The sequence below is a fragment of the Mesorhizobium sp. 1M-11 genome (genome assembly GCF_001303895.1).
Lineage (GTDB): Bacteria > Pseudomonadota > Alphaproteobacteria > Rhizobiales > Rhizobiaceae > Mesorhizobium.
Map to the genome: position 1 here is coordinate 230,083 of NZ_LJSD01000051.1, position 19,885 is coordinate 249,967.

The window sequence follows — 19,885 nt, forward strand, 5'->3', positions numbered from 1 at the left end:
CGGCGTGCAAGGCGCCCGGGGCCCACGCCAAATCTGAACATTCCTGGCACGCATCCGTTTCAAAGCCCGATCCGCACCCTGCCGCGCTCCGTTTTCATCAAGAAAAACAGTGCGTTGCTCAGAAGCAACGGCATGCCTTGCCAATGCGATTAGCGGGCCCGACTGGCGCAGCGTACTTAAAAGCCACGCGAAAACATCGATCGGAGACAGACGTGAACACACTGACCAAAACGCCGCTGGCGCCGCTGCTGGAACGCCTGTTCGAAGAGGCGGCGACGTCCGGCTCGACCGCGGCAAAAATGAGCGACGCTGAACAGGCCCGGCTGCTTTACAGCAAGACCGAATATCTCGACCTCTATGGACGCCTGAAGGACCTCTGGCTTCCTGTCTCGGAAAAGACCGGAACGCTGCTCTACATGCTGGCGCGCGGCAGCGGCGCCCGCTCGATCGTCGAGTTCGGCACCTCCTTCGGTATATCGACGCTGCATCTCGCGGCAGCGCTGCGCGACAATGGCGGCGGGCGGCTGGTGACGAGCGAATTCGAGCCCTCCAAGATCGCGCGGGCAAGGCGGAACATCGAGGCCGGCGGCTTGCTCGACCTCGTCGAGATCCGCGAAGGCGATGCGTTGAAGACATTGGCTGTCGATCTGCCCGAGACGATCGACCTCGTCCTGCTCGACGGCGCCAAGGCGATCTATCCGGAGGTCCTGAGCCTGCTGGAACCGCACCTGAAGTCAGGCGCCATCGTCGTGGCGGACAATGCCGACATGTGCCCTGAATATCTGCGGCGGGTGCGAAATCCGGATGAAGGCTATCTGTCCCTGCCCTTCGGCGAGGATGTCGAGCTGTCGGTCTGGGTCGGGAGAGGCTGACCGCATCCGGCCTGCCAGCAACCCACGGATTGTCGCGCCCTTCCCCCTCTCCGTCTCGGCTGCGCCGATCCACCTCTCCCCCATTTCATGGGGGCGAGGAACCCAGGCTGGAGAGGCGCCGGCGTCGCGACGGCGATTCCTCGCCCCTGCCGAAGGCGGGGGAGAGGTGGCGCCGCGAAGCGGCGACGGAGAGGGGGTCCCTGGCGCCTGCCTTCCCATCGAACAATCAACCCCAACAAGCGGCATCCGCAATCGGGATGCGCGCAACGGAGACCAATTCCCATGCATGTATTCGTAACAGGCGCCACCGGTTGGGTGGGCTCGGCCGTCATCGACGATCTGATCGAGGCGGGCCACACCGTCACCGGTCTTGCCCGCGACGCGGAGAAGGCGGCAGCGCTGGCCTGGAAGGGCGCGCATGTCGTGCGCGCGACGCTGGAGGACGAGGAGGCCTTGCGCACCGCGGCCGCTTCAGCCGATGCGGTGATCCACACCGCGTTCAACCACGATTTTTCAAGGTTCCTCGAAAGCGCGGCACTCGACCAGCGCTGTATCGAGACGCTCGGCAGCGCGTTGGCAGGCTCGCAGCGACCGCTTCTGGTGACGTCGGGCCTGCTCGGACTGCCGCGCGGAACGACGGAGGCCGATATCCCCAATCCCGCCTCGCCCAGGAAATCGGAAGTCGCCGCACGCGCCTTGGCCGAGCGCGGCGTGCGCGCCGCAACGGTGCGGCTGGCGCCGTCCGTGCATGGGCTGGGCGACTACGGCTTCGTGCCGCTGCTCATCCGCATGGCGCGCGAAAAGGGCGTCTCCGCCTATATCGGTGACGGGTCGAATGCCTGGGCGGGCGTGCACCGGCCAGACGCGGCGCGCGTCTACCGGCTGGCGTTGGAACAAGGCGTTACCGAACCGGCCTATCACGCGGTGGCGGATGAGAGCGTTCCGTTCAAGGAGATCGCCAGGGTGATCGGCCGCCGGCTCGGCCTGCCCGTCGAGCCGCGCCCGGCGGAGCATTTCGGCTGGTTCGCCCATTTCGCGGGAACGAACATGTCCGCGTCGGCGGAGCAGACACGCAGGCTGCTCGGCTGGAAGCCGAAAGGCCCGGACCTGCTCGCCGACCTCGACCAGCCCAGCTATTTCGCGGAGTGACAGGCGGGGTGGAACGGTCGCGCGTTCTGCCCCTTCCCGCCGATACGAGTTGGAGGGACCGGCAGTGAAAGACCGGCCGAAAGCGGCCTAGGTCTCGTCCTTCGACAGGAACTGCGCGGTGGTCAGGTAGTAGTTGCGAGCGGTGGCGTTGACCTGGCGCTCGCCGAGTTCGGTCAACGCGCGCGCCTTGACCCGCCTGGCGGCCGCGTCGACAGGCTCCACCGCCAGCAGACAATCGGCCAATTCGGCCGCCCACTGGAAGTCACCTGTTTCGACGGCCTGTCCGGCCCGGGCAAGCATCTTGTCCGGCCCACCGGCCATATCGATCATCCGGGCAGCACGCTCAGTTGGCGGCAGCGGATTGAGATTGGTGGCGTTGCCGTCGAACCATCCAATATAGTCCGCATAGATGCCCCGGACGGCCCAGGCCACGCTGCCGTAATATTCCTGCAGGTACGGGCTCTTTGCGAGGTCGGGCGAAAGCCTGATCTCCTGGACAAGTTCGCCCGGTGTCCTGCCCTGCCTGATGCCTGCGAGCGTCTGATCGAGCACGGTCCTGATGCCGTCGCGATAATCGGTCAGCGCCTTGCGGACTTCGTCCCTGCCGAGGACCGGGCGCATGTGGCCCTGCACCATGGCATCGGCGTTCAGGGCGAGCATCCTGTCGAGGCTGGCGATCCAGCGCTCCGGCGGCCGCAGCTTGAGACCGCGGATCGGCGAGAGGTTCGGGTAGGATTTCAGGACATCGTCACCGGGGATCAGCACGCCCCGGTCGGCGAGCCAGACGGCCGTGTTCTCGGGCGACTCTCCCGGCGTGTGGATGAGTTCCATGCGCACGCCGGCCACATCGATCGTCTCGCTCTCGCCGCTGAAGGTACGGGTCGGCGCAAGGAAGCCTTCCCGCGTATGTGGGGTTACGCGGCCGTATTCGAGCTGGGTGCCCGCATTGATGAACAGCGCGTCGGGAAGCTTCGTGCCAAAGGCATCGCCGCCGTCGCGTGGCCCCCTGCCGAATTCAGGGGCGGACTCGACCAGCGTGCGATGGCTGTAGATGTCCGGTTCGTCGCTTCCGGCAAAGATCGTTGCGCCACCGGAATGATCGGGATGATTGTGCGTGTAGACGATCGCCCTCACGGGACGCACCAGACGATCCCCGAAAGCTTCCACAATGGCCTTCGCGTCGACCGGGTTCGCGGCGGTGTCGACAATGATCGATCCCCCGTCGCCCTGGATCAGCGTGACGTTGCTTGCCGAGTAGCCGATGGCGGCGAAGACACCGGCCGAGACCTCGATGATGTCCCTGCGGAATTCGGCGGAACTCGCCCGCAACTGCTCACGTCCGGCGAATTCATCGGCTGGAGGTATCGATAGGGTCGTCAAGGCTGATCCTTTCATGGCATGCAGGCCGTGATGCTAGCGCACTTCCTGTCCGGAATGGATCACAACTCCTGACGAATCGGGCAGGAGAGAAGCTGGCTGCCGCTATCGCTCATTGCCGAAATATTTTCGGCGCAGCGCTTCCAGTTCGCCCGCTTCCTGCAGCGCCAGGATCCGCAGCGTGATCGCATGGCTGAGATCGTCGCCGTGCCGGAAGGCGAAGCCGTATTTGTCGGGATGGAAGATCGGGCCCACCACCGACAGCGGCGCCTTGTCGTGGGTATGCGCATAATATTCCAGCACCGGGGCATCGCCGATGATGGCCGAGACCTCGCCGTTGCGGAGCCCGGCCACCGCGTCGTCCAGGGTGTCATAGGCCTGGGTCGATAGCCTGAGATCCCTGGAATAGGTTTCCGCGACGCTGCCGCCATCCACGCCGACTGTGCGGCCGGGAAGGTCGGCCAGCGAATTGACCTGATGGGTCAGCGTCAGGGCCGTCATCACGCTGGTGACCGACGAGGTGACATAGGCAATGACGGCGACACCGCAGACCATCCACAGGCCGCCGGAGATGCGGCCGATCCAGCCCAATGCGTTGGGACGCGTGACCTTGCCCGAGGTCGCGACCGACATGACCTCGTAGAAGCTTTCAGCCAGTCCCGCGTGCCAGCTTCGCGGGAAGGTCTCGTCGAACCGGCGGTAGAACCACGCCAGCACCAGCGTGGCCACGACGATGATGGTGGCAAGCCAGGCCATGGCCCTGAGATGGCCGGCACGCTCCAGCCCGCCCATCACCTGCCAGAAGCCGGCGCTGTCGCGCTCGGCCACCATGATGCGCAGGCCGGCATCGTACCAGGGCTGGGAGAAGGTGACGCGCTCCACCCGATCCTTGGTGATGGTCAGGTTCGAGACGCCCACATCCGCATCGCCCTTGCGGACCGCCTCGGTCAACGCCTCGAAACTCGGATATTCACGGTAGGTATAAGTCAGCCCCAGGGGCCTGGCGGCTGCCTCCCAAAGGTCGATCGCCATGCCGGAGTAGCGGGTGCCGTCCTTCACGACAAACGGCGGGCTGACATAGACGCCGACCTTGAGAGGGGAACCGCTTGCCACGGCGGCCTGCCCCTGCTGAGCGAGCGCCGCAGAACCGAGCGAGCCCGCCATGACGACCAGCACGGCAATCACGATCGTCAGGCTTCTGAAGAATGCGGATTTCATGAACTGGATATCGAAGACTCCCGATGGGCATAAAGCGCGGACGGCCGGGGACCGCAGCACCTCGGGACCGGCTATTAGGGCGTGCTCATGAAGCAAAGGTAACCAAACGCGGTCCGCCAAGGCAAGCGCTGGGTCGATAGCGGGATTTCCAGCCGGGCCCATGGCGAGCTGCCGGCCCCTTCAAAGCGGCAAAGAGCCTTGCGCCATTACGCGATAGCGTCCATGTCAGGAACCCTGCTCGAGGAGGGGCCGTGTGACGCGAAAGAGACGAATATCCAGCATCGGAATGGTGCGGCGATCCCGTGCGATGGTCACTTCGCCCCGGCTCTGGAAGCCGCGCCTCGTCTTCTGGGCGGGCGCTTTCGCCATCGGCATCATCAGCGCCGCCTTTGCCTATCTGGCAGACGAAGCGCAGAAGCTCTTTTCCGGAATCACCGGCGGTGGCGGCTGGCATGGCTATATCCCCCTGGCCCTGACGCCGCTCGGCTTCATGCTGTGCGCCTGGCTGGCGTTTCGCTTCTTCCCCGGCTCGCAAGGCAGCGGCATTCCGCAGGCGATCGCCGCACGCCACCTGCGCGAAGACGAGGAACGCAGCCGGTTTCTTTCGCTGCGCATGGTCTGGGGCAAGATCACTCTCACCATCATCGGCCTGCTATGCGGCGCCTCCATCGGCCGCGAGGGGCCGACCGTGCAGGTCGGCGCCTCGATCATGGTCCAGGCGGCCCGCTGGGGCGGCATGGCCCAGGCACGCGGACTGATCCTGGCAGGTTCGGCGGCAGGCATCGCGGCCGCATTCAACACGCCGCTAGCCGGCATTGTTTTTGCCATCGAGGAGATGGGACGCTCCTATCAGGCCCGCACCAACGGCGTCGTCCTGTCGGCGGTCATCCTGGCAGGCCTCGCTTCCCTCGCTTTGGTCGGCACCTATACCTATTTCGGCATCAGCCAGGCGAGCGCCGCGTTCCCCGATGACTGGCCCCTGGTGATCGCCTGCGGCATCATCGGCGGCGCGGCCGGCGCGATCTTTTCTTCCGCAACGCTGAAGATCACGCGCCGCATCCGCCGCTGGCGCACGGACTTTCCATTGAGCCGCACCTTGATCGTTGCGGGATGCGCGGGTGCGGTCGTCGCCGTCATCGGCATGCTTTCTTCCGGCGCAACGTTCGGCACGGGCTATGCGCAGGCCAGAAGCGCCATCGAGGGCAATGCGCTGCCGCCGCTCTTCTTCGTCGAAAAATTCATCGTCAGCCTCGCCTCCACGGTTTCGGGCATTCCGGGAGGCCTGTTCGCGCCATCGCTTTCGGTGGGCGCGGGGCTGGGCTCGACGCTCGGGCAGATCTTCGGCGCTGATGTCAGCCTGGCGGCGATCCTCGGCATGGCCGGGTATTTCGCTGGCGTCGTGCAGGCCCCGATGACCGCCTTCGTCATCATCCTGGAAATGACCGGCAATCATGACAACGTCATCCCGCTGATGGCCGCGTCCATGCTCGGCTACGGCACCGCGCGCCTGATCTCGCCGGAGCCGCTTTATCATTCCCTGGCGCGGCTGTTCCTGGCCGATGCGATACGGCGCAGGCGAGTCGAGCAGCATCCCACGTGACCGCGCCGGGTTACGGCCGGGACGAACCGCTCAATCCGATACCCGGACGCCACGTTTGTGCATCGCGAAAAGCAGCGCTCCTCCGAATGCCGCTATCGCCAGCCCGCCCCACCACGGCATCGGAAAACCGTAGGCGGCGAGGATGCCCGGCAGGGCGATCTTCTTGCCCCAGATGAGCTCCACCACGGTCGCGATGAGGCCTTGCCCAACAAAGACGATCCAGATTGCTGCGGCCCAGGGAGAAATGTGTTTCTTTGCGGGGGTCCGTTCACTCAATGTCGTTCTCCTTTTTATGTGATACGATCGTATCATAAAAGAAAAACCAGACAATCGCTGCATGCCAAAACGTGTCGATCACAATTTGCGCCGCCTCCAGATCGCCGAGGCGCTGTGGAGGATCGCGGCGAGCCGTGGTCTGGAAGAGGTGTCGATGCGCCAGGTGGCGGCGGAGGCCGGCGTGTCGACGCGGCTGGTTCAATACTATTTCGAGACACGCGAGCGCCTGCTCGTCGAAGCGCTTGCGCTGCGCAACGAGCATGATCGCAAACGCATCGAGGGCCGGCTGCCCGAGGGCGCCTCGCTGAGGGATGCGATCCGGGTGCTGCTGCTCGGACTGCTGCCGCTCGATGAGGAGAGCCGGCAGTCGACGCTGATCCAGCTTGCCTACGGGGTCCGGGCCGTGAACGATCCGCTGCTGGCCGAGCATGTCATCCGCCCTTCCAAGCCCGGACTGGACGAACTCGTCACCGAGCTGCTGGCCGGCGCGCAGGCCGCCGGGCAACTTCACGAGGGCCTGGAGCTGATGCGTGAGGCCGGAACCTTGCTCGCCCTGTCGAACGGCATGTCCTACGACGTGCTGATGGGCATGCGCAGCGCCGACGATGCCATCGCGCTGGTCGACTACAATCTCCGGCGCGTCTTCCTATCTGAAGCGACATGAAGCCGTCCAAGAAACCCCCACCCAAGAAACCCGGGGCAGGCCAAGACATGCATGGTGCGAGCCTGGACAGCGCCGATGATATTTTGCGGAACCACATCGCGGGCGTGGTCGACGACCTCAGGACCGAGCTGGGAGACCGCCTTTGCGCCGTCATCCTGCACGGCTCGCTTGCCATGGAGAGTTTTCATGCCCCGAAGAGCGATGTGGACCTGCTGGTGCTGGTGGAGGACCTGTCGGCCGACCAGGCGCGCCGGCTGTACAGCCTTTTCGAGCGGCATCATTCGCACAGGCCCTATGCCGGCGGCCTCGAGGTGAGCGTCATCGATGCCGCCGATGCAAAGTCGCCGCAGCACCCGTTGCCCAGCCTCGTCCATTTCAGCGAGACGACCAGCGGATGGCAGCCGTGGCCCGAGGGCAAGCCACCGACCGACGAAGACCTCCTCGCCCATCTGACGGTGGCCAGGCATCGCGGCCGCAGCCTCCATGGCCCGGCGCCCCGTGACGCCATCGGTGAACTGCCGTGGGCCGACTACCTGGCCTCGGTGCGCGGCGACATCGACTGGATCCTGGAAGACGAAAACATCCTCGGATCGCCCTATTACGGGATCCTCAACCTATGCCGCTGGGCCATGATGGCGGAAGCGGCGGAGCGCATCGTGCCGGGCAAGGAAGAAGCCGGCGTCTGGGCCCTGTCGCACCTGCCGCAAGACCTGAGGGAAATCGTCGCCCAGGCCCTCGCCGCCTATCGGGACCGGAGCTGGCCGCAAACGATCCGCGAGAGGCAATTGTCAGGCGGACCCTGGCAGCGCACGCCGCTGCTGGAATTCCGGGACTACATGCGCTCGCGCAACGGCAACCGGGAAGGCGCCGGAACGCCAACCGGGTGACTGGTTTCGACGTATCCTAGCCGTCTTCGGCCTTGCGGCGGCGTTCGATTTCTTCGGGCTCCTTCTCGTCGATGGTGGTGAGCTCGTCCTGCGCACGGGCGTTTGCGCGCAGCAATTCATCCAGCTTGGCCTGCAGCGCCTGCGTGTCCCGATGTTCCGCCCGCTGGATGAAGAGCGTCATGGCCCAGGTCGCCATTGTGGCGAAGCCGTGCCAGTCGAAGGTCTCCCGTTCGAAGACGAACCACAGCACGGCGTAGCCGATCAGGATCAGAAACGCCCATGGCCGCGCGGTAGCCGTGCCGAGATGGGTCAGGACGCTGGCGACGGTCATGCGCTCACTCCTCGGTTCGGCCACCAGCTTCCGGGAACGGCAACGCTGCCTCGACTGTTATCCCGCCATAGGGCCGCAAAGGGCCATCGCGATGCCAACAGTCATGAAGATTGCGCTGATCGTCGCCGTCCTGCTGGCGATGTTCTACATCGGGTTCCTGTTCTCGACGGGCGGGCCGGGCGCGTTGATCATCCCCGGCCATACGCCGCAATAGCCAGGCCCTGGTCCTTCAGCTCATGCCGGAGGCCATGGCAGCGGGTCGTCGCCGTCCTTGTATTCGGGCATCGATTTCAGCTGCTCCTCGGTGAATGCGGTGACGGCGTGAACCTCGCCGTCTTCGTCACGCATGAATTCCAGTTGGTTGGCCTGCAAGGCCACGGGCTTCGTGCCGATACCGAGAAAGCCGCCGACATCGACGATGATCTCGCTGGTCGGACCCGTGCCGTGGACATGTGAAACCGAGCCCACATTGTCGTCATCGAGACCGTAGACCGTCGCACCCTCGATGATGTCGGGGATCAATTCGGCCTCGGTCAGGCGGACATGATTGGTATGGTCCATGATTGTCTCCTCTGCGTTTAGACAACCCCAACCACCGAACCGGTGCTCCGTTCCGAAAATCTGCAGCCCGAAAGCCTGCAGCGATGCAGGGGACGGCGGGACCGAGGAAAAAGGAACGATGGCTATCGGGAAGAGTTAGCGCCACGAAGGGACTATCCGATCGGAGGAGCTTTCCGATGAAAGGGATCATCCTGAAAACCACCCTGGCGCTTTGCCTGAGCACCGGCGTCACCACGGCGATGGCGCAGACAGAGCAGCCCGAGATCCTCAAGAAGGATCCAAGCCAGCAGCAGCCGACCAAGGAGACACCGCCCAGTAACGCCGGGGAAGGCGCCACGGGAGGGGACGGCATGGAGGCGCCCATCAATCCATCGGAGCAGGCACCGGCCGAACAGCAGCAGGCCCCCAGCCAAAATCAGCCAGCCGGTGAACAAGGCGGCTCAGGTACGATGAAGTCCGGCGAGCAGAAAGGCAGCGAACAGCCAGCAGGCCAGGGAGCGCAAGGTACGCAGGGTACAACGACCGATCAGAAAGCGGATCGGCCGAAAACGGAAGGAAGCGGGGAGCCGAAATCCGAACCGGGTTCCGACACGACGCAGCAGAGCCAGCCTTCGGGCAAGTCCTCCACGACCGTGAACGTCACCGCGGAACAGAAAACCGAGATCACGCAGGTGATCCGAGAGACGAAGGTTGCGCCGGCACGTGACATCGACGTCGAGATCTCGGTGGGCGTGGCGATCCCGAGGACTATCGAGGTGCACCGGCTTCCGCCGCGCATCATCAGGATCGTGCCGGACTACGAAGGCTATGTCTATTTCGTCCTCGATGATGGGCGCATCGTGATCCTGGATCCGGATACCTACGAAGTGGTCGCCGTCCTGGCCTAGGGCGGTTCACCGTTTCACGGAAGCGGATCACCAGCCACGGCAAAAAGCATTTGGAACCTTCGGGTCCAGGCAGGTGTTGCGTCTGCAAAGGAGGACGCTATGGCCGATGTGAAAAAGACCAAGGACGTTCCAGCGCCGCCGAGAAAGGTGCCCAAGCGGCCCGGCACGGATCCAAGCAACAAACCGGCTCGGGATTCACGCGAGGATCCGGCTCCCAACCCGGAGGCGGGCGGCAATCTTCCTAAGACCAGCACCCGCGCCGAGGTCGAAAAGGTGAGCCCCAACTTGAAGCGCTAGTCTAGGTCGTGCCGATCACCTCGAGCACATGGCGGGCAATCACGATCTCCTCGTCGGCCGGCATGACCTTGACTTCGATCGTGCTGGCCGCAGCGCTGATGATTGGATCGTGGGCGAGATTGGAGCTTTCGTCGAGGGCGATGCCCAGCCAGCCCAGCCTGTCGCAGATCGCCTTTCGGACGGCGCTGGACTTTTCACCGATGCCGGCCGTGAAGACGAGACAGTCGAGCCCGCCCAATGTGTTGGCGAGCGCGGCAATCTCGCGCGCTGCCCGGAAGACGAAAAGCTCGATCGCTTCGCGCGCCTTGGGATCGGCGCTTGCCTCCAGTTCGCGCATGTCGGCGGAAATTCCCGAAACGCCCAGCAGTCCGGATTTCTCGTAGAGCACATGCTGAAGTTCATCCGCAGACATCCTGTCGTGCTGCAGCAGGTGAAGCAGCACGCCGGGATCCAGCGTGCCGCAACGCGTCCCCATGACCAGCCCATCCAGTGCGGAAAACCCCATGGTCGTGTCGAGACTGCGGCCGTGCCGCATGGCGCACAGGCTGGCACCATTGCCGAGATGGGCGACGACAGTGCGCCGATCCGCCTTCCCCTCGGCGGCAAGCCGGCTTGCGATGGATTCGAAGGAGAGCCCGTGGAAGCCATAGCGGCGGATGCCCCTTTCCTCATAGCCTCTTGGCAAGGCGAAGCGGTTCGCGGGAGGATCGATCGTTCGATGAAAGGCCGTATCGAAACATCCGATCTGCCGAAGCTGCGGTCTCAATTTCGCGATCGCGCGGATCGGCGCGACGCTGCCCGGTTGATGCAGTGGCGAAAGCGGCGTGAGCGCCTCGACGGCGTCGATGCGCTCCGGCGTCAACAGGACAGGATCGAAAAACGACGTCCCGCCATGGACGATGCGGTGACCGCAGGCGGATATTTCACGTCCACCGGATTCGGTCTCGACCCAGTCCAGCAGCGCGCCGATCACCCCCTCCTGATCGCCATGCGGGAGAGCCCGGTCGACAAGAGACTTTCCGTCTTCCGCCTTTGCCTTGATGCGGGCCGAAGGGCCGAACTGCAGGGATCCCCGGGCTGCCATCGTCGGCTCGCCCGCACGATCGAGCTCGCAGATGCCGAACTTGACGCTGGACGAACCAGCGTTCAACGCCAGGATCGTCTTGTTCATCACGCTCCGGCCTCGCCCGCACGACCACGCCAGGTCCAGTTTCGGACCTCCGGCATGTCCTCGCCATGTTCGTGGACATAGGCCTTGTGTTCCTCGATCTTTCCTTCGAGCGCGGCCGAGAACCCAGCCGACCGCTCCGACAGTTGCGGAAGCCAACGCAGGGCCGCCAAGGCGAGATGGAAGCGATCGATCCCGTTCATGACCGCCATGTCGAAGGGCGTGGTCGTCGTTCCTTCCTCGCGAAAACCATGGACGTGGAAATTGTCATGGTTGGCGCGTCGGTAGGTCAGCCTGTGAATGAGGTATGGATATCCGTGATAGGCGAAGATGACCGGCCTGTCCTGCGAGAAGAGCGCGTCGAAGGTTTCATCGGTGAAGCCGTGCGGATGTTCGCTGTTGGCCTGCAGCGTCATCAGATCCACCACGTTGACGACCCGGATCCGCAGATCCGGAAACTCCCCGGCGAGAAGATCGACGGCGGCAAGCGTCTCCATGGTGGGGACGTCGCCCGCGCACGCCATCACGAGATCGGGATGCTCGCCGGCAGGGCATGTCGAGGCCCATTGCCATATGCCGGCCCCCGCCTTGCAGTGGGCCTCAGCCTCATCGGCTGCCAGCCACTGCGGCGCAGGCTGCTTGCCCGCGGTGATCACGTTGATGCGGTTCCATGTCTGCAGGCAATGGTCGGTGACCCACAGGAGCGTGTTGGCATCCGGCGGGAAGTACAGCCGCACGATGTCGGCTTTCTTGTTCGCAACGAAATCGGAAAACCCTGGGTCCTGGTGGCTGAACCCGTTGTGATCCTGCCGCCAGACATGGGACGTCAGAAGATAGTTAAGCGACGCGATCGGCTTGCGCCACGGCAGTTCCGCCGATGTCTTCAGCCATTTGGCATGCTGGTTGACCATGGAATCCACGATGTGGATGAAAGCTTCATAGCAGGAGAACAGCCCATGCCTGCCCGTCAGCAGATAGCCTTCCAGCCAGCCCTGGCAGAGATGTTCGGAGAGCACCTCCATGACCCGTCCTTCCGGAGCAAGATGGACGTCATAGGGCTCGATATCTTCCATCCAGACTCGATCCGTCACCTCGAAAACGGCATCGAGCCGGTTCGACGACGTCTCGTCGGGCCCCATCAATCGAAAATTGCGCGACGAAGCGTTCGCGCCGATGACGTCGCGCAAATAGGTGCCCATGGTGCGCGTCGCCTCTCCCACGCGACTGCCGGGCATCGGCACGTCGACGGCAAAGCGCTTCCAGTCGGGCAGCACCAGATCCTTCTTCAGCAACCCGCCATTGGCATAGGGCGACGCCCCCATGCGTTTGGTGCCCCTGGGAGCGAGAGCGGCGATTTCAGGCTGCAGGCGACCTGACGCGTCGAACAGTCGGTCCGGCTCGTAGCTGCGCATCCAGTCCTCGAGGATCCGGCGATGCGCGGCATCGCCGCGGGCATTGGAAACCGGCACCTGGTGCGAGCGCCAGAAGCCCTCGACCTTTTCGCCATCGACTTCCTTCGGCCCGGTCCATCCTTTCGGACTGCGCAGGACGATCATCGGCCAGCGCGGCACCCCGATGGCTTTCGTCTTCGCCGTGCGGGCAGCCGATTGAATGACGCGGATGCGATCCATGACTTCGTCGAGGGCCGCGGCCATGAGGGCGTGCATGGCTTTCGGATCGCTGCCTTCGACAAAGAAAGGTTCGTAGCCGTAGCCCATGAAAAGGCTTCTCAGTTCATCGTCGTCCATCCGCGCCAGCAGCGTGGGATTTGCGATCTTGTAGCCGTTGAGATGGAGGATCGGCAGAACCGCGCCATCCACCTGGGGGTTCAGGAATTTGTTCGAATGCCATGCGGCGGCCAGAGGCCCCGTCTCGGCTTCGCCGTCGCCGATGACGCAGGCAACGACCAGATCCGGATTGTCGAAGGCCGCGCCGTAGGCATGGACCAGGGCATAGCCAAGTTCACCGCCCTCGTGGATCGAACCGGGTGTCTCCGGCGCGACATGGCTCGGCACGCCACCGGGGAAAGAAAACTGCTTGAACAGCTTCTTCATGCCTTCGGCATCGCTGCCGATGTCGGGATAGATCTCGCTGTAGCTTCCTTCCAGCCATGTGTTGGCAACCATGGCCGGGCCGCCATGGCCGGGACCGCAGATGAAAAGCACGTCGAGATCATGCTCGCGGATCAGGCGGTTCAGATGGACATAGATGAAATTGAGGCCCGGCGTGGTTCCCCAATGCCCCAGCAGTCTCGGCTTCACATGTTCGGCCCGCAAAGGTTCCCGCAGCAGCGGATTGTCCATCAGATAGATTTGACCGACCGAGAGATAGTTCGCCGCCCGCCAGTACCGGTCCATCATCTCAAGCTGCGGTGCGTTGCTGGTCATGGTCTCGCTCCATTTCCTCATCTGCCGAAGTGTTGCGCCGTGGAATCCGGGCACAGGGGTTGGGCTCGGCGGAGCCAATGATGACGATACGCGATTGTAACCGCCTGCACACGCTGCCCGACATTCCTCAACCCGGGAAGTCGCCTGACGTTCCTTTTCAGGAGGCCCCGTGACCCTACGGGCCGGATTCGGATCACGGAACTCAGGAAAGGTCGCCTTCAGGACGAGGCCATCCAGGCGCGCCTTCGCGACATCAGCCCGGACATGGTTATTCCCAGATGCTGTCCATGGCGCCCCACGACCACGCTCTGGTGCGTTCCCGGCATGTCGAACCATTCCGCGCCCGGCAGGAACGGCCGCCAGATCAGACGCGGGTCGCAATCCAGCGTGGAGCCTCCGGTGGCACGAAAGAAATGCACCGGCCCCGAGTACCGCGTCGGCCGATAAAGCCCCTTCATGCGCAAAAGCTGCCGTGCGGCGCGATCATAGGCTGGCGGATAGTTTCCGGCCCATTGCGGCGCCATTGTCGGATAGTGCTCCGCGAGCGGGCTCCTGAAGCGGAACAGCAGCCTGTTGAACGGCTTCCACAGCCTTGCCGCCAGCGACCGGCGCGGCTGATGCCCACCGCCTCGCTGCGCGGCGGGCCCGGGAGGCCGCTTCAGGCGACGGGTCAGCCTGTCGACGTGATATGCGAGCCAGACGGACAGCGGCCACGCGTGTTCGCTCGTCGGCGTATCGATCATGGCCACGAAGTCGACCGCCTGACCTCGCCGGGTGAGCGCGCGGGCGAGCTCCAGGGCGAAAACCCCGCCAAAGGAATATCCGACGAGCCGGAACGGGGGCCTGAACCCTCCCGCGGCCAATGCCGCGACGCAGGTGTCGATCTCATCGGAGACCCGCGCAGGATTTGCCGCCGGGAAGTCGGACAGGCGGATCCCGTAGAGCGCGCCCTGGTGCACGAAGCCCTGCAACACGTCCTTGATCTCGAACAGGCAGCTTGCTCCGCCGGCGAAAAAGAAGACCGGACAGGATGGATCACCGTCGCGGAGCTTTATGATCTTGGGAAGTCGCGCCGGCTCGTTTCGACGCCCGGCATTGGCGAATTTGCCTATCTCCGGTGTCATATAGACGGAGTTGACGTCGATCTCGATCCCGGTTCTTTCATGATACTCAGAGATGACATGAAGAAGCTTATTGATATTAAGGCAATTTAACGTGCTTTCCTGAGCTGATACCTTTCTATGCAATACATGTTCTATTGCATCACACAGAACGATATCCTTACTCTCGGAAGACATCATAAGTCCTCTATTATGAGTCCTTGCGATAAATTCGTCGCCTCTAAAATAACACCCAAGACCTGTCGCGGAAAGGTGTTTTTCTCCAGATATCCATCTTTGCTTAATTTGCCGCCTTCGCGCCGCCGACGGCCGAGCGGCCCGCGGTTTTCCGCAAACGGCGCTGCTCCTGACCAAGGCTCGATCACTCTTTTCCAGCGCGTTAGTTGCTGCTTGTGCAGCCAAATTCGCTGTGAAGCTGACGAAAGCCGTGGACCGCAACATATCGTGAGGGCGGGTAACCACCCCGGTGGGGTTATCCTGCAGTTCAGGGAACCCAAGGACGTATCCAACCCGAGGAGCCCAAGATGGGTATTCATCACGGGACACGTCGTGGCATTGCGTATCCCGAAGACCTGGCGTTTCTTTCACACGTTTATGACGAAGCGTGCCGGCGGCAGGGCGTGTCCAAGCATTCCGAGGAAGGCGCCAATCTCGCTCATTCGGTGATGGCCCTGTACGCCGCTGGCGTGAGGGGCGAGCGGCGCATGAAGATGTCGCTTCGCGCCCGTGCCCGGGAATTCGCCGCGCTGGCCAGATAGAGAAATCCGGATAGGGAAAACGATGCGCGATCTCGCAAAGTTCGCCATCCGTGCGACGGTGGCGCCGAGATGATCACCGTCACCAAGATCGTCCAGTTTCTTGCCATCGTCCTTTCGGCCCTCGCACTCGTCCCCGCCGGAGCACACCTCGCCGCACTGCCGAACAAGATCGGCCTGCCGCAGACCGCGTATTTCACCGTCCAGGGCATTTATTACGGATGGGCGATTCTCGGCCTGCTCTGGCCTGGCGCGCTTGCCATGAACGTCCTGCTCGCGATCTGCGTCCGCTCGCAAGGCGGGCCATTCTGGGCAGCGCTCCTGGCCGCGTTCTGCTTTGTGCTGATGCTGGTCATCTTCGTGCTTTGGACATTGCCCGCCAATCAGGCCACGCAGAACTGGACGACCGTTCCTGCAAACTGGGAACTGCTCAGGCGGCAATGGGAGTATTCGCACGCGGTCAACACCGTCCTGGTCTTTGCCGCTCTCTGTCTCGCGACGTTGTCCGCGCTTCTGTGGCGGCCGCCCGGGCTGTAGCCGGCACCGGCTCGCCGGCGCTGGCGTTCGTGCCATTCCTTCAGCGTTCCGGAATGGATCCCCGACACTCTCCGCTCCCTGCGGTCGCTCACGAGGTCGAGGATGACCAGAGGAGGGGCGACTCGGCCAATCTCCAACGTTGATCGCGTGCGAAGGCGATCAAGACATGACCGCACCGCGCGGTCGGGCACGCGAAGCGGAATTTTTGAACCAACCTCGGCCAGGGCCGTTGGTATGGGTCTTCATTGAAATACTCCCGACTGCGCCGTTCGGTCATCCGAACGGCTTTTTTTTGCCGAGCCCGGCCGTTTTCGCTAGGCCTGCTTCAATGCCGATACGGCAGCCTCGCTGTCACGGATGTGCTCGTTCGCGTCCGGCTGGCGCTGCACCAGCAGAATGAACAGAAGGTCGGTGAGTGCCAGTTGCGCATCGCGCGCCGAGATGGCGGAGGAGCGCACGCCGTCATCGTCGCCCACCGAGTAGAGGACGAGGTCGGCGATGCGGCTGAGCGGATTGCTCTTCAGCGATGTCATGACGACGACCGCGGCGCCCCGCGCCCTGGCCTGCTCGGCGATGCGCAGCGTCTCGATGCTGGTGCCAGAGTGGGAGAATGCGAACAGGACGTCTCTCGGGCCGAGCGACGAGGCGCTGGCCAGTTGCACATGGCTGTCGCTGTCATGCAGCACGTTGCGGCCGAGCTTCATCAGCTTGATGGCGAAGTCGCGCGCCACCAGTGCCGAAGCGCTGACGCCGGCGAGGTGGATGCGATCGGCCCTGTCCAGCCGGTCGAGCACTTCGCCGATGGTCTGTTCGGTGTTGATCGACGTGGTCTGCTGCATGGAAGCGAACTTGCTGGCGACCAGCTTCTGCAGGACGGTCATGTAGCCGTCGCCGCGCTCGATCGAGCCATGCACCATGCCGACGGGGGCCTGCCATTGCTTGGTCTTGGCCTCGCTGACGGCCAGCTTCAGCTGCTGGTAGGTGGCATAGCCGAGTTTCTGCGAGAACTTGACCACGCTGGACTGGCTGCGGCCGGTCTGTTCGGCGAGCGCGGCGGACGACAGCTGCAGCATCTCGTCGGGATTGTCGACGATGAACTGGCCGATCTGCCGGTCGGCCGGCGCCATGGTGTCGAGCGTGGCGTGGATCTTCGTGAGAACCGACATAGGACCTGCCTCTTCCGTCCCGATCCGGACATGTTTCGCCCGATCCGGATCAGGAATAGAATATTCCAATGCAGGTTGACAGGGAAGAATATCCGGGTCAACTCTCGCATCGGCCCTGCCGGTTCGACGGCGGCCGGAATGGATCCTGAACCATGGACAGATTGCGCATCGTCGGCGGGCAGCGGCTGCAGGGTGCGGTCGCGATCTCCGGCGCGAAGAATGCGGCGCTGCCGCAGATCGCGGCATCGCTGCTCAGCCACCATCCGCTCGAACTGACCAACCTGCCGGCGGTCAGCGACGTCGACAACATGCTGAGCGTGATCACCCAGCACGGCGCCGAGATCAGCCGCTCGGCGCATGCCGTGACGATCGAAACAAAAGCGGTGGTCTCCAGGGAGACGACCTACGACACGGTGCGCAAGATGCGCGCCACCGTGCTGGTGCTGGGGCCGCTGCTGGCGCGTTTCGGCCAGGCGCAGGTGTCGCTTCCGGGCGGTTGCGCCATCGGTGCACGGCCGGTCGACATGCATATCAAGGCGCTCGCTCAGCTCGGCGCCGACATCGGCATCCAGGGCGGCTCGATCGTCGCCAGCGCGCCAAACGGCCTGACCGGCGTGCGCATCGTGCTCGGCTCGCCCTCCGTCGGCGCCACCGAGACGGCGATGATGGCGGCAACGGCAGCCAAAGGCGAGACCGAGATCGTCAACGCCGCACGCGAACCGGAAGTGGCCGACCTCGCCGCCTGCCTGAACGCGATGGGCGCGACGATCGAAGGCGCCGGAACCCATCGCATCCTGGTCCAGGGCGGCACGGCCTGGCGCGCGGCGACGCATCACACCATCCCCGACCGCATCGAAGCGGGCACCTACGCCATTGCCGCCGCCATCACCGGCGGTCAGCTGGAGCTGACGCATGCGCGGCTGGAGCATCTCGCCTCGGTGGTACAGATCCTCGAAGCGACCGGCGTCAGCGTCTGGCCCGGCGACCGCGGCCTGATCATCTCGCGCGACGGACCGCTGCGCGCCGTCGATGCCACGACCGAACCCTATCCCGGCTTTCCGACCGATTTGCAGGCGCAGTTCATGGCGCTGATGTGCTGCGCGCCGGGTGCCTCGCTGCTGCGCGAGACCGTGTTCGAAAACCGCTTCATGCATGTGCCGGAGCTGATGCGGCTGGGCGCCAACATCACCTTGCAGGGAACCTCGGCGCTGGTGCGCGGGGGCACACCCCTGCGCGGCGCGCAGGTGATGGCGACCGACCTGCGCGCCTCGGTCTCGCTGGTGCTGGCCGCGCTCGTCGCCGAGGGCGAAAGCATCGTCAACCGCGTCTACCATCTCGACCGCGGCTATGAGAGCCTCGACCGCAAGCTGCGCATGTGCGGTGCCACCATCGAGCGGTTCCGCGAATGAAAACCGCCCCGCGATTCTATCTCGGCGTCGATGGTGGCGGTACCGGCTGCCGTGCCCGCATCGAAGACGAGGCCGGCACCATCCTCGGCCAGGGTCTTTCCGGACCCGCCACGACGCGTCTCGGCATCGACACGGCCTGGGCGTCGATCGCCCGCGCCTATGGGGCGGCCGCCGAAGAAGCGGGCTTCGGCGCTGCCGAATTCAAGCGTACCGCAGCCGGCATCGGCCTGGCCGGCATCGGCCGCAAGGGTGCGCTGGAAGCCTTGCAGGCGATCGAACACCCCTTTCTCGACATCGACTTCACCAGCGACGGCATGGGTGCCTGCCTCGGCGCGCATTCGGGTCTCGACGGCGCCATCGTCATCGCCGGCACCGGGTCGATCGGGCTCGGCTTCGTCGAGGGTCAGCCTCTGCGCGTCGGCGGCTACGGCTTCCCGATCTCGGACGAAGGCAGCGGCGCCGATCTCGGACTGAAGGTGGTGCAGCTGGCGCTGCGCGCGCATGACGGGCGGCACGACCGTTCCGCGCTGCTCTCCGAGATCATGCATCGATTCCAGGACGATCCGATGGAAGCGGTGGCCTGGATGGACCGTGCCAGCGCGACCGACTATGCCGCCCTTGCCCCGACGGTGATGCGCCACGCCGACCAGGGGGATGCCGCCGGGCGGCGCATCGTCCAGTCGGCGGCCGAACATATCGACACGCTGGTGCGCACGCTGTTCGAAAAGGGTGCCCCGCGCGTGACGCTTCTGGGCGGCCTCTCCAGTCCGCTGGAGCCCTGGCTGGCGCCGGACGTGCGGCGGCGGCTGAAGCCGGCGGACGGCGACGCCGTCTCCGGCGCCATCATCCTGGCGAGGCAACGCGCCAGACGTTGACAAGTGGCGCCGGCAGCAAATGAAGCCCGGTCTGAACCCTCGCGCATTTGTCTGCGTTCCGGAATGGATCCCCGACACTCTTCGGTCGCTGCGCTCCCTACGAGGTCGAGGATGACGGAGGTAAAGGGCGCCTCGGCTATTCCCGAACGTCAGTGATGACGTCGATGTTCGTGGTGACGTGGGACTGCCTGGCCTAACATCGGTGATGACACTTAGTCGACGCCAGCTTACCGAAATTGACAATTAGCGCCGGCAGCAAATGAAGCCGTCATCCTCGACCTCGGAGCGACCGCAGGGAGCAGAGAGTGTCGGGGATCCATTCCGGAACGCTGGTGGAATGTCCGAACG

Annotated in this window: 21 protein-coding genes; 12 read left to right on the forward strand and 9 right to left on the reverse strand. The window is 64.2% G+C overall.

From position 1 onward, the window contains the following. Positions 1 to 212 precede the first annotated feature (212 nt). Complete coding sequence (locus AO692_RS21970) at positions 213 to 872, forward strand: O-methyltransferase (RefSeq protein WP_054312170.1); 660 nt, start codon at positions 213 to 215, stop codon at positions 870 to 872. A 282-nt stretch (positions 873 to 1,154) separates the two neighbouring features. Then, complete coding sequence (locus AO692_RS21975; RefSeq protein ID WP_054312171.1) at positions 1,155 to 2,021, forward strand: SDR family oxidoreductase; 867 nt, start codon at positions 1,155 to 1,157, stop codon at positions 2,019 to 2,021. A gap of 87 nt (positions 2,022 to 2,108) precedes the next feature. Here the strand turns inward: AO692_RS21975 and AO692_RS21980 are convergent, their stop codons facing one another. Together AO692_RS21980 and AO692_RS21985 are read right to left on the reverse strand one after the other, a co-directional pair. Beyond that, positions 2,109 to 3,401 carry an alkyl/aryl-sulfatase gene (locus AO692_RS21980; RefSeq protein ID WP_244483443.1) on the reverse strand — a complete coding sequence of 431 codons (1,293 nt, stop codon included), beginning with the start codon at positions 3,399 to 3,401 and terminating at the stop codon, positions 2,109 to 2,111. A 102-nt stretch (positions 3,402 to 3,503) separates the two neighbouring features. After that, positions 3,504 to 4,616, reverse strand: coding sequence for a transporter substrate-binding domain-containing protein (locus AO692_RS21985; RefSeq protein ID WP_054312173.1), 1,113 nt, complete (start codon positions 4,614 to 4,616; stop codon positions 3,504 to 3,506). A gap of 307 nt (positions 4,617 to 4,923) precedes the next feature. On the opposite strand from AO692_RS21985, the gene AO692_RS21990 reads away from it, so the two are divergent. Beyond that, positions 4,924 to 6,216 (forward strand): chloride channel protein, encoded by a 1,293-nt coding sequence (locus AO692_RS21990; protein WP_054312174.1) that lies wholly within the window; start codon positions 4,924 to 4,926, stop codon positions 6,214 to 6,216. Positions 6,217 to 6,246: 30 nt separating this feature from the next. On the opposite strand, the gene AO692_RS21995 is transcribed toward AO692_RS21990, so the two are convergent. Beyond that, positions 6,247 to 6,492: a hypothetical protein gene (locus tag AO692_RS21995; protein WP_054312175.1), complete on the reverse strand. Its 246-nt coding sequence runs from the start codon at positions 6,490 to 6,492 to the stop codon at positions 6,247 to 6,249. Between the two features lie 61 nt (positions 6,493 to 6,553). Between AO692_RS21995 and AO692_RS22000 the strand changes: the two genes are divergently transcribed. Both AO692_RS22000 and AO692_RS22005 read left to right on the forward strand, forming a co-directional pair. Next, a complete protein-coding gene (locus AO692_RS22000; RefSeq protein WP_054312176.1) occupies positions 6,554 to 7,156 on the forward strand; it encodes a TetR/AcrR family transcriptional regulator in 603 nt (200 codons plus the stop codon). A gap of 47 nt (positions 7,157 to 7,203) precedes the next feature. Then, positions 7,204 to 8,043: an aminoglycoside adenylyltransferase domain-containing protein gene (locus tag AO692_RS22005; protein ID WP_161808110.1), complete on the forward strand. Its 840-nt coding sequence runs from the start codon at positions 7,204 to 7,206 to the stop codon at positions 8,041 to 8,043. 16 nt (positions 8,044 to 8,059) lie between these two features. Here AO692_RS22005 and AO692_RS22010 read toward each other — a convergent pair whose 3' ends face one another. Beyond that, positions 8,060 to 8,374, reverse strand: a complete 315-nt coding sequence (locus AO692_RS22010; protein WP_054312178.1) for a low affinity iron permease family protein — start codon at positions 8,372 to 8,374, stop codon at positions 8,060 to 8,062. On the opposite strand from AO692_RS22010, the gene AO692_RS22015 reads away from it, so the two are divergent. Then, a complete protein-coding gene (locus tag AO692_RS22015; RefSeq protein ID WP_054312179.1) occupies positions 8,373 to 8,588 on the forward strand; it encodes a hypothetical protein in 216 nt (71 codons plus the stop codon). The genes AO692_RS22010 and AO692_RS22015 overlap by 2 nt on opposite strands. 20 nt (positions 8,589 to 8,608) lie before the next feature. On the opposite strand, the gene AO692_RS22020 is transcribed toward AO692_RS22015, so the two are convergent. Next, on the reverse strand, positions 8,609 to 8,935 hold the full coding sequence (locus AO692_RS22020; RefSeq protein WP_054312180.1) for a PRC-barrel domain-containing protein: 327 nt from the start codon (positions 8,933 to 8,935) through the stop codon (positions 8,609 to 8,611). Positions 8,936 to 9,111: 176 nt separating this feature from the next. Between AO692_RS22020 and AO692_RS22025 the strand changes: the two genes are divergently transcribed. Then, positions 9,112 to 9,822, forward strand: a complete 711-nt coding sequence (locus AO692_RS22025; protein WP_054312181.1) for a DUF1236 domain-containing protein — start codon at positions 9,112 to 9,114, stop codon at positions 9,820 to 9,822. 99 nt (positions 9,823 to 9,921) lie between these two features. Next, positions 9,922 to 10,119 carry a hypothetical protein gene (locus AO692_RS22030; protein ID WP_054312182.1) on the forward strand — a complete coding sequence of 66 codons (198 nt, stop codon included), beginning with the start codon at positions 9,922 to 9,924 and terminating at the stop codon, positions 10,117 to 10,119. Between the two features lies 1 nt (position 10,120). On the opposite strand, the gene AO692_RS22035 is transcribed toward AO692_RS22030, so the two are convergent. The 3 genes from AO692_RS22035 to AO692_RS22045 all read right to left on the reverse strand — a co-directional run bounded on the left by AO692_RS22035 (position 10,121) and on the right by AO692_RS22045 (position 14,798). Continuing rightward, the gene (locus tag AO692_RS22035; protein WP_054312183.1) at positions 10,121 to 11,290 is read right to left on the reverse strand and encodes an acetate/propionate family kinase; all 1,170 of its coding nucleotides are present in this window, start codon (positions 11,288 to 11,290) and stop codon (positions 10,121 to 10,123) included. After that, the gene (locus AO692_RS22040) at positions 11,290 to 13,674 is read right to left on the reverse strand and encodes a phosphoketolase family protein (protein ID WP_244483444.1); all 2,385 of its coding nucleotides are present in this window, start codon (positions 13,672 to 13,674) and stop codon (positions 11,290 to 11,292) included. Before AO692_RS22040 ends, AO692_RS22035 begins: the two co-directional genes overlap by 1 nt. 218 nt (positions 13,675 to 13,892) lie before the next feature. After that, on the reverse strand, positions 13,893 to 14,798 hold the full coding sequence (locus tag AO692_RS22045; protein WP_054312185.1) for a thioesterase domain-containing protein: 906 nt from the start codon (positions 14,796 to 14,798) through the stop codon (positions 13,893 to 13,895). A 521-nt stretch (positions 14,799 to 15,319) separates the two neighbouring features. On the opposite strand from AO692_RS22045, the gene AO692_RS22050 reads away from it, so the two are divergent. Continuing rightward, positions 15,320 to 15,553, forward strand: a complete 234-nt coding sequence (locus tag AO692_RS22050; RefSeq protein ID WP_054312186.1) for a hypothetical protein — start codon at positions 15,320 to 15,322, stop codon at positions 15,551 to 15,553. Between the two features lie 69 nt (positions 15,554 to 15,622). Continuing rightward, positions 15,623 to 16,087 (forward strand): hypothetical protein, encoded by a 465-nt coding sequence (locus AO692_RS22055; protein ID WP_054312187.1) that lies wholly within the window; start codon positions 15,623 to 15,625, stop codon positions 16,085 to 16,087. A 314-nt stretch (positions 16,088 to 16,401) separates the two neighbouring features. Here the strand turns inward: AO692_RS22055 and AO692_RS22060 are convergent, their stop codons facing one another. Further along, entirely contained in the window at positions 16,402 to 17,253 is an 852-nt protein-coding gene (locus tag AO692_RS22060; protein ID WP_054312188.1) for a MurR/RpiR family transcriptional regulator, read from the reverse strand. 152 nt (positions 17,254 to 17,405) lie between these two features. On the opposite strand from AO692_RS22060, the gene murA reads away from it, so the two are divergent. Together murA and AO692_RS22070 are read left to right on the forward strand one after the other, a co-directional pair. After that, positions 17,406 to 18,662 (forward strand): UDP-N-acetylglucosamine 1-carboxyvinyltransferase, encoded by a 1,257-nt coding sequence (gene murA / locus AO692_RS22065; RefSeq protein ID WP_054312189.1) that lies wholly within the window; start codon positions 17,406 to 17,408, stop codon positions 18,660 to 18,662. After that, complete coding sequence (locus AO692_RS22070) at positions 18,659 to 19,537, forward strand: N-acetylglucosamine kinase (RefSeq protein WP_054312190.1); 879 nt, start codon at positions 18,659 to 18,661, stop codon at positions 19,535 to 19,537. The genes murA and AO692_RS22070 overlap by 4 nt, the downstream gene beginning before the upstream one ends. The last annotated feature ends 348 nt before the right edge of the window (positions 19,538 to 19,885 follow it).

Bases quoted from the DNA above. Each gene is read 5' to 3' on its own strand.
- AO692_RS22005 (WP_161808110.1), top strand. From the start codon at position 7,204: ATGCATGGTGCGAGCCTGGACAGCGCCGATGATATTTTGCGGAACCAC.
- AO692_RS22000 (WP_054312176.1), top strand. From the start codon at position 6,554: ATGCCAAAACGTGTCGATCACAATTTGCGCCGCCTCCAGATCGCCGAG.
- AO692_RS22015 (WP_054312179.1), top strand. From the start codon at position 8,373: ATGCGCTCACTCCTCGGTTCGGCCACCAGCTTCCGGGAACGGCAACGC.
- AO692_RS22020 (WP_054312180.1), bottom strand. From the start codon at position 8,935: ATGGACCATACCAATCATGTCCGCCTGACCGAGGCCGAATTGATCCCC.
- AO692_RS22050 (WP_054312186.1), top strand. From the start codon at position 15,320: ATGGGTATTCATCACGGGACACGTCGTGGCATTGCGTATCCCGAAGAC.
- AO692_RS22040 (WP_244483444.1), bottom strand. From the start codon at position 13,674: ATGACCAGCAACGCACCGCAGCTTGAGATGATGGACCGGTACTGGCGG.
- AO692_RS22045 (WP_054312185.1), bottom strand. From the start codon at position 14,798: ATGACACCGGAGATAGGCAAATTCGCCAATGCCGGGCGTCGAAACGAG.
- murA (WP_054312189.1), top strand. From the start codon at position 17,406: ATGGACAGATTGCGCATCGTCGGCGGGCAGCGGCTGCAGGGTGCGGTC.
- AO692_RS22060 (WP_054312188.1), bottom strand. From the start codon at position 17,253: ATGTCGGTTCTCACGAAGATCCACGCCACGCTCGACACCATGGCGCCG.
- AO692_RS22025 (WP_054312181.1), top strand. From the start codon at position 9,112: ATGAAAGGGATCATCCTGAAAACCACCCTGGCGCTTTGCCTGAGCACC.
- AO692_RS21985 (WP_054312173.1), bottom strand. From the start codon at position 4,616: ATGAAATCCGCATTCTTCAGAAGCCTGACGATCGTGATTGCCGTGCTG.
- AO692_RS22010 (WP_054312178.1), bottom strand. From the start codon at position 8,374: ATGACCGTCGCCAGCGTCCTGACCCATCTCGGCACGGCTACCGCGCGG.
- AO692_RS21975 (WP_054312171.1), top strand. From the start codon at position 1,155: ATGCATGTATTCGTAACAGGCGCCACCGGTTGGGTGGGCTCGGCCGTC.
- AO692_RS22035 (WP_054312183.1), bottom strand. From the start codon at position 11,290: ATGAACAAGACGATCCTGGCGTTGAACGCTGGTTCGTCCAGCGTCAAG.
- AO692_RS22030 (WP_054312182.1), top strand. From the start codon at position 9,922: ATGGCCGATGTGAAAAAGACCAAGGACGTTCCAGCGCCGCCGAGAAAG.
- AO692_RS22055 (WP_054312187.1), top strand. From the start codon at position 15,623: ATGATCACCGTCACCAAGATCGTCCAGTTTCTTGCCATCGTCCTTTCG.
- AO692_RS22070 (WP_054312190.1), top strand. From the start codon at position 18,659: ATGAAAACCGCCCCGCGATTCTATCTCGGCGTCGATGGTGGCGGTACC.
- AO692_RS21990 (WP_054312174.1), top strand. From the start codon at position 4,924: ATGGTCACTTCGCCCCGGCTCTGGAAGCCGCGCCTCGTCTTCTGGGCG.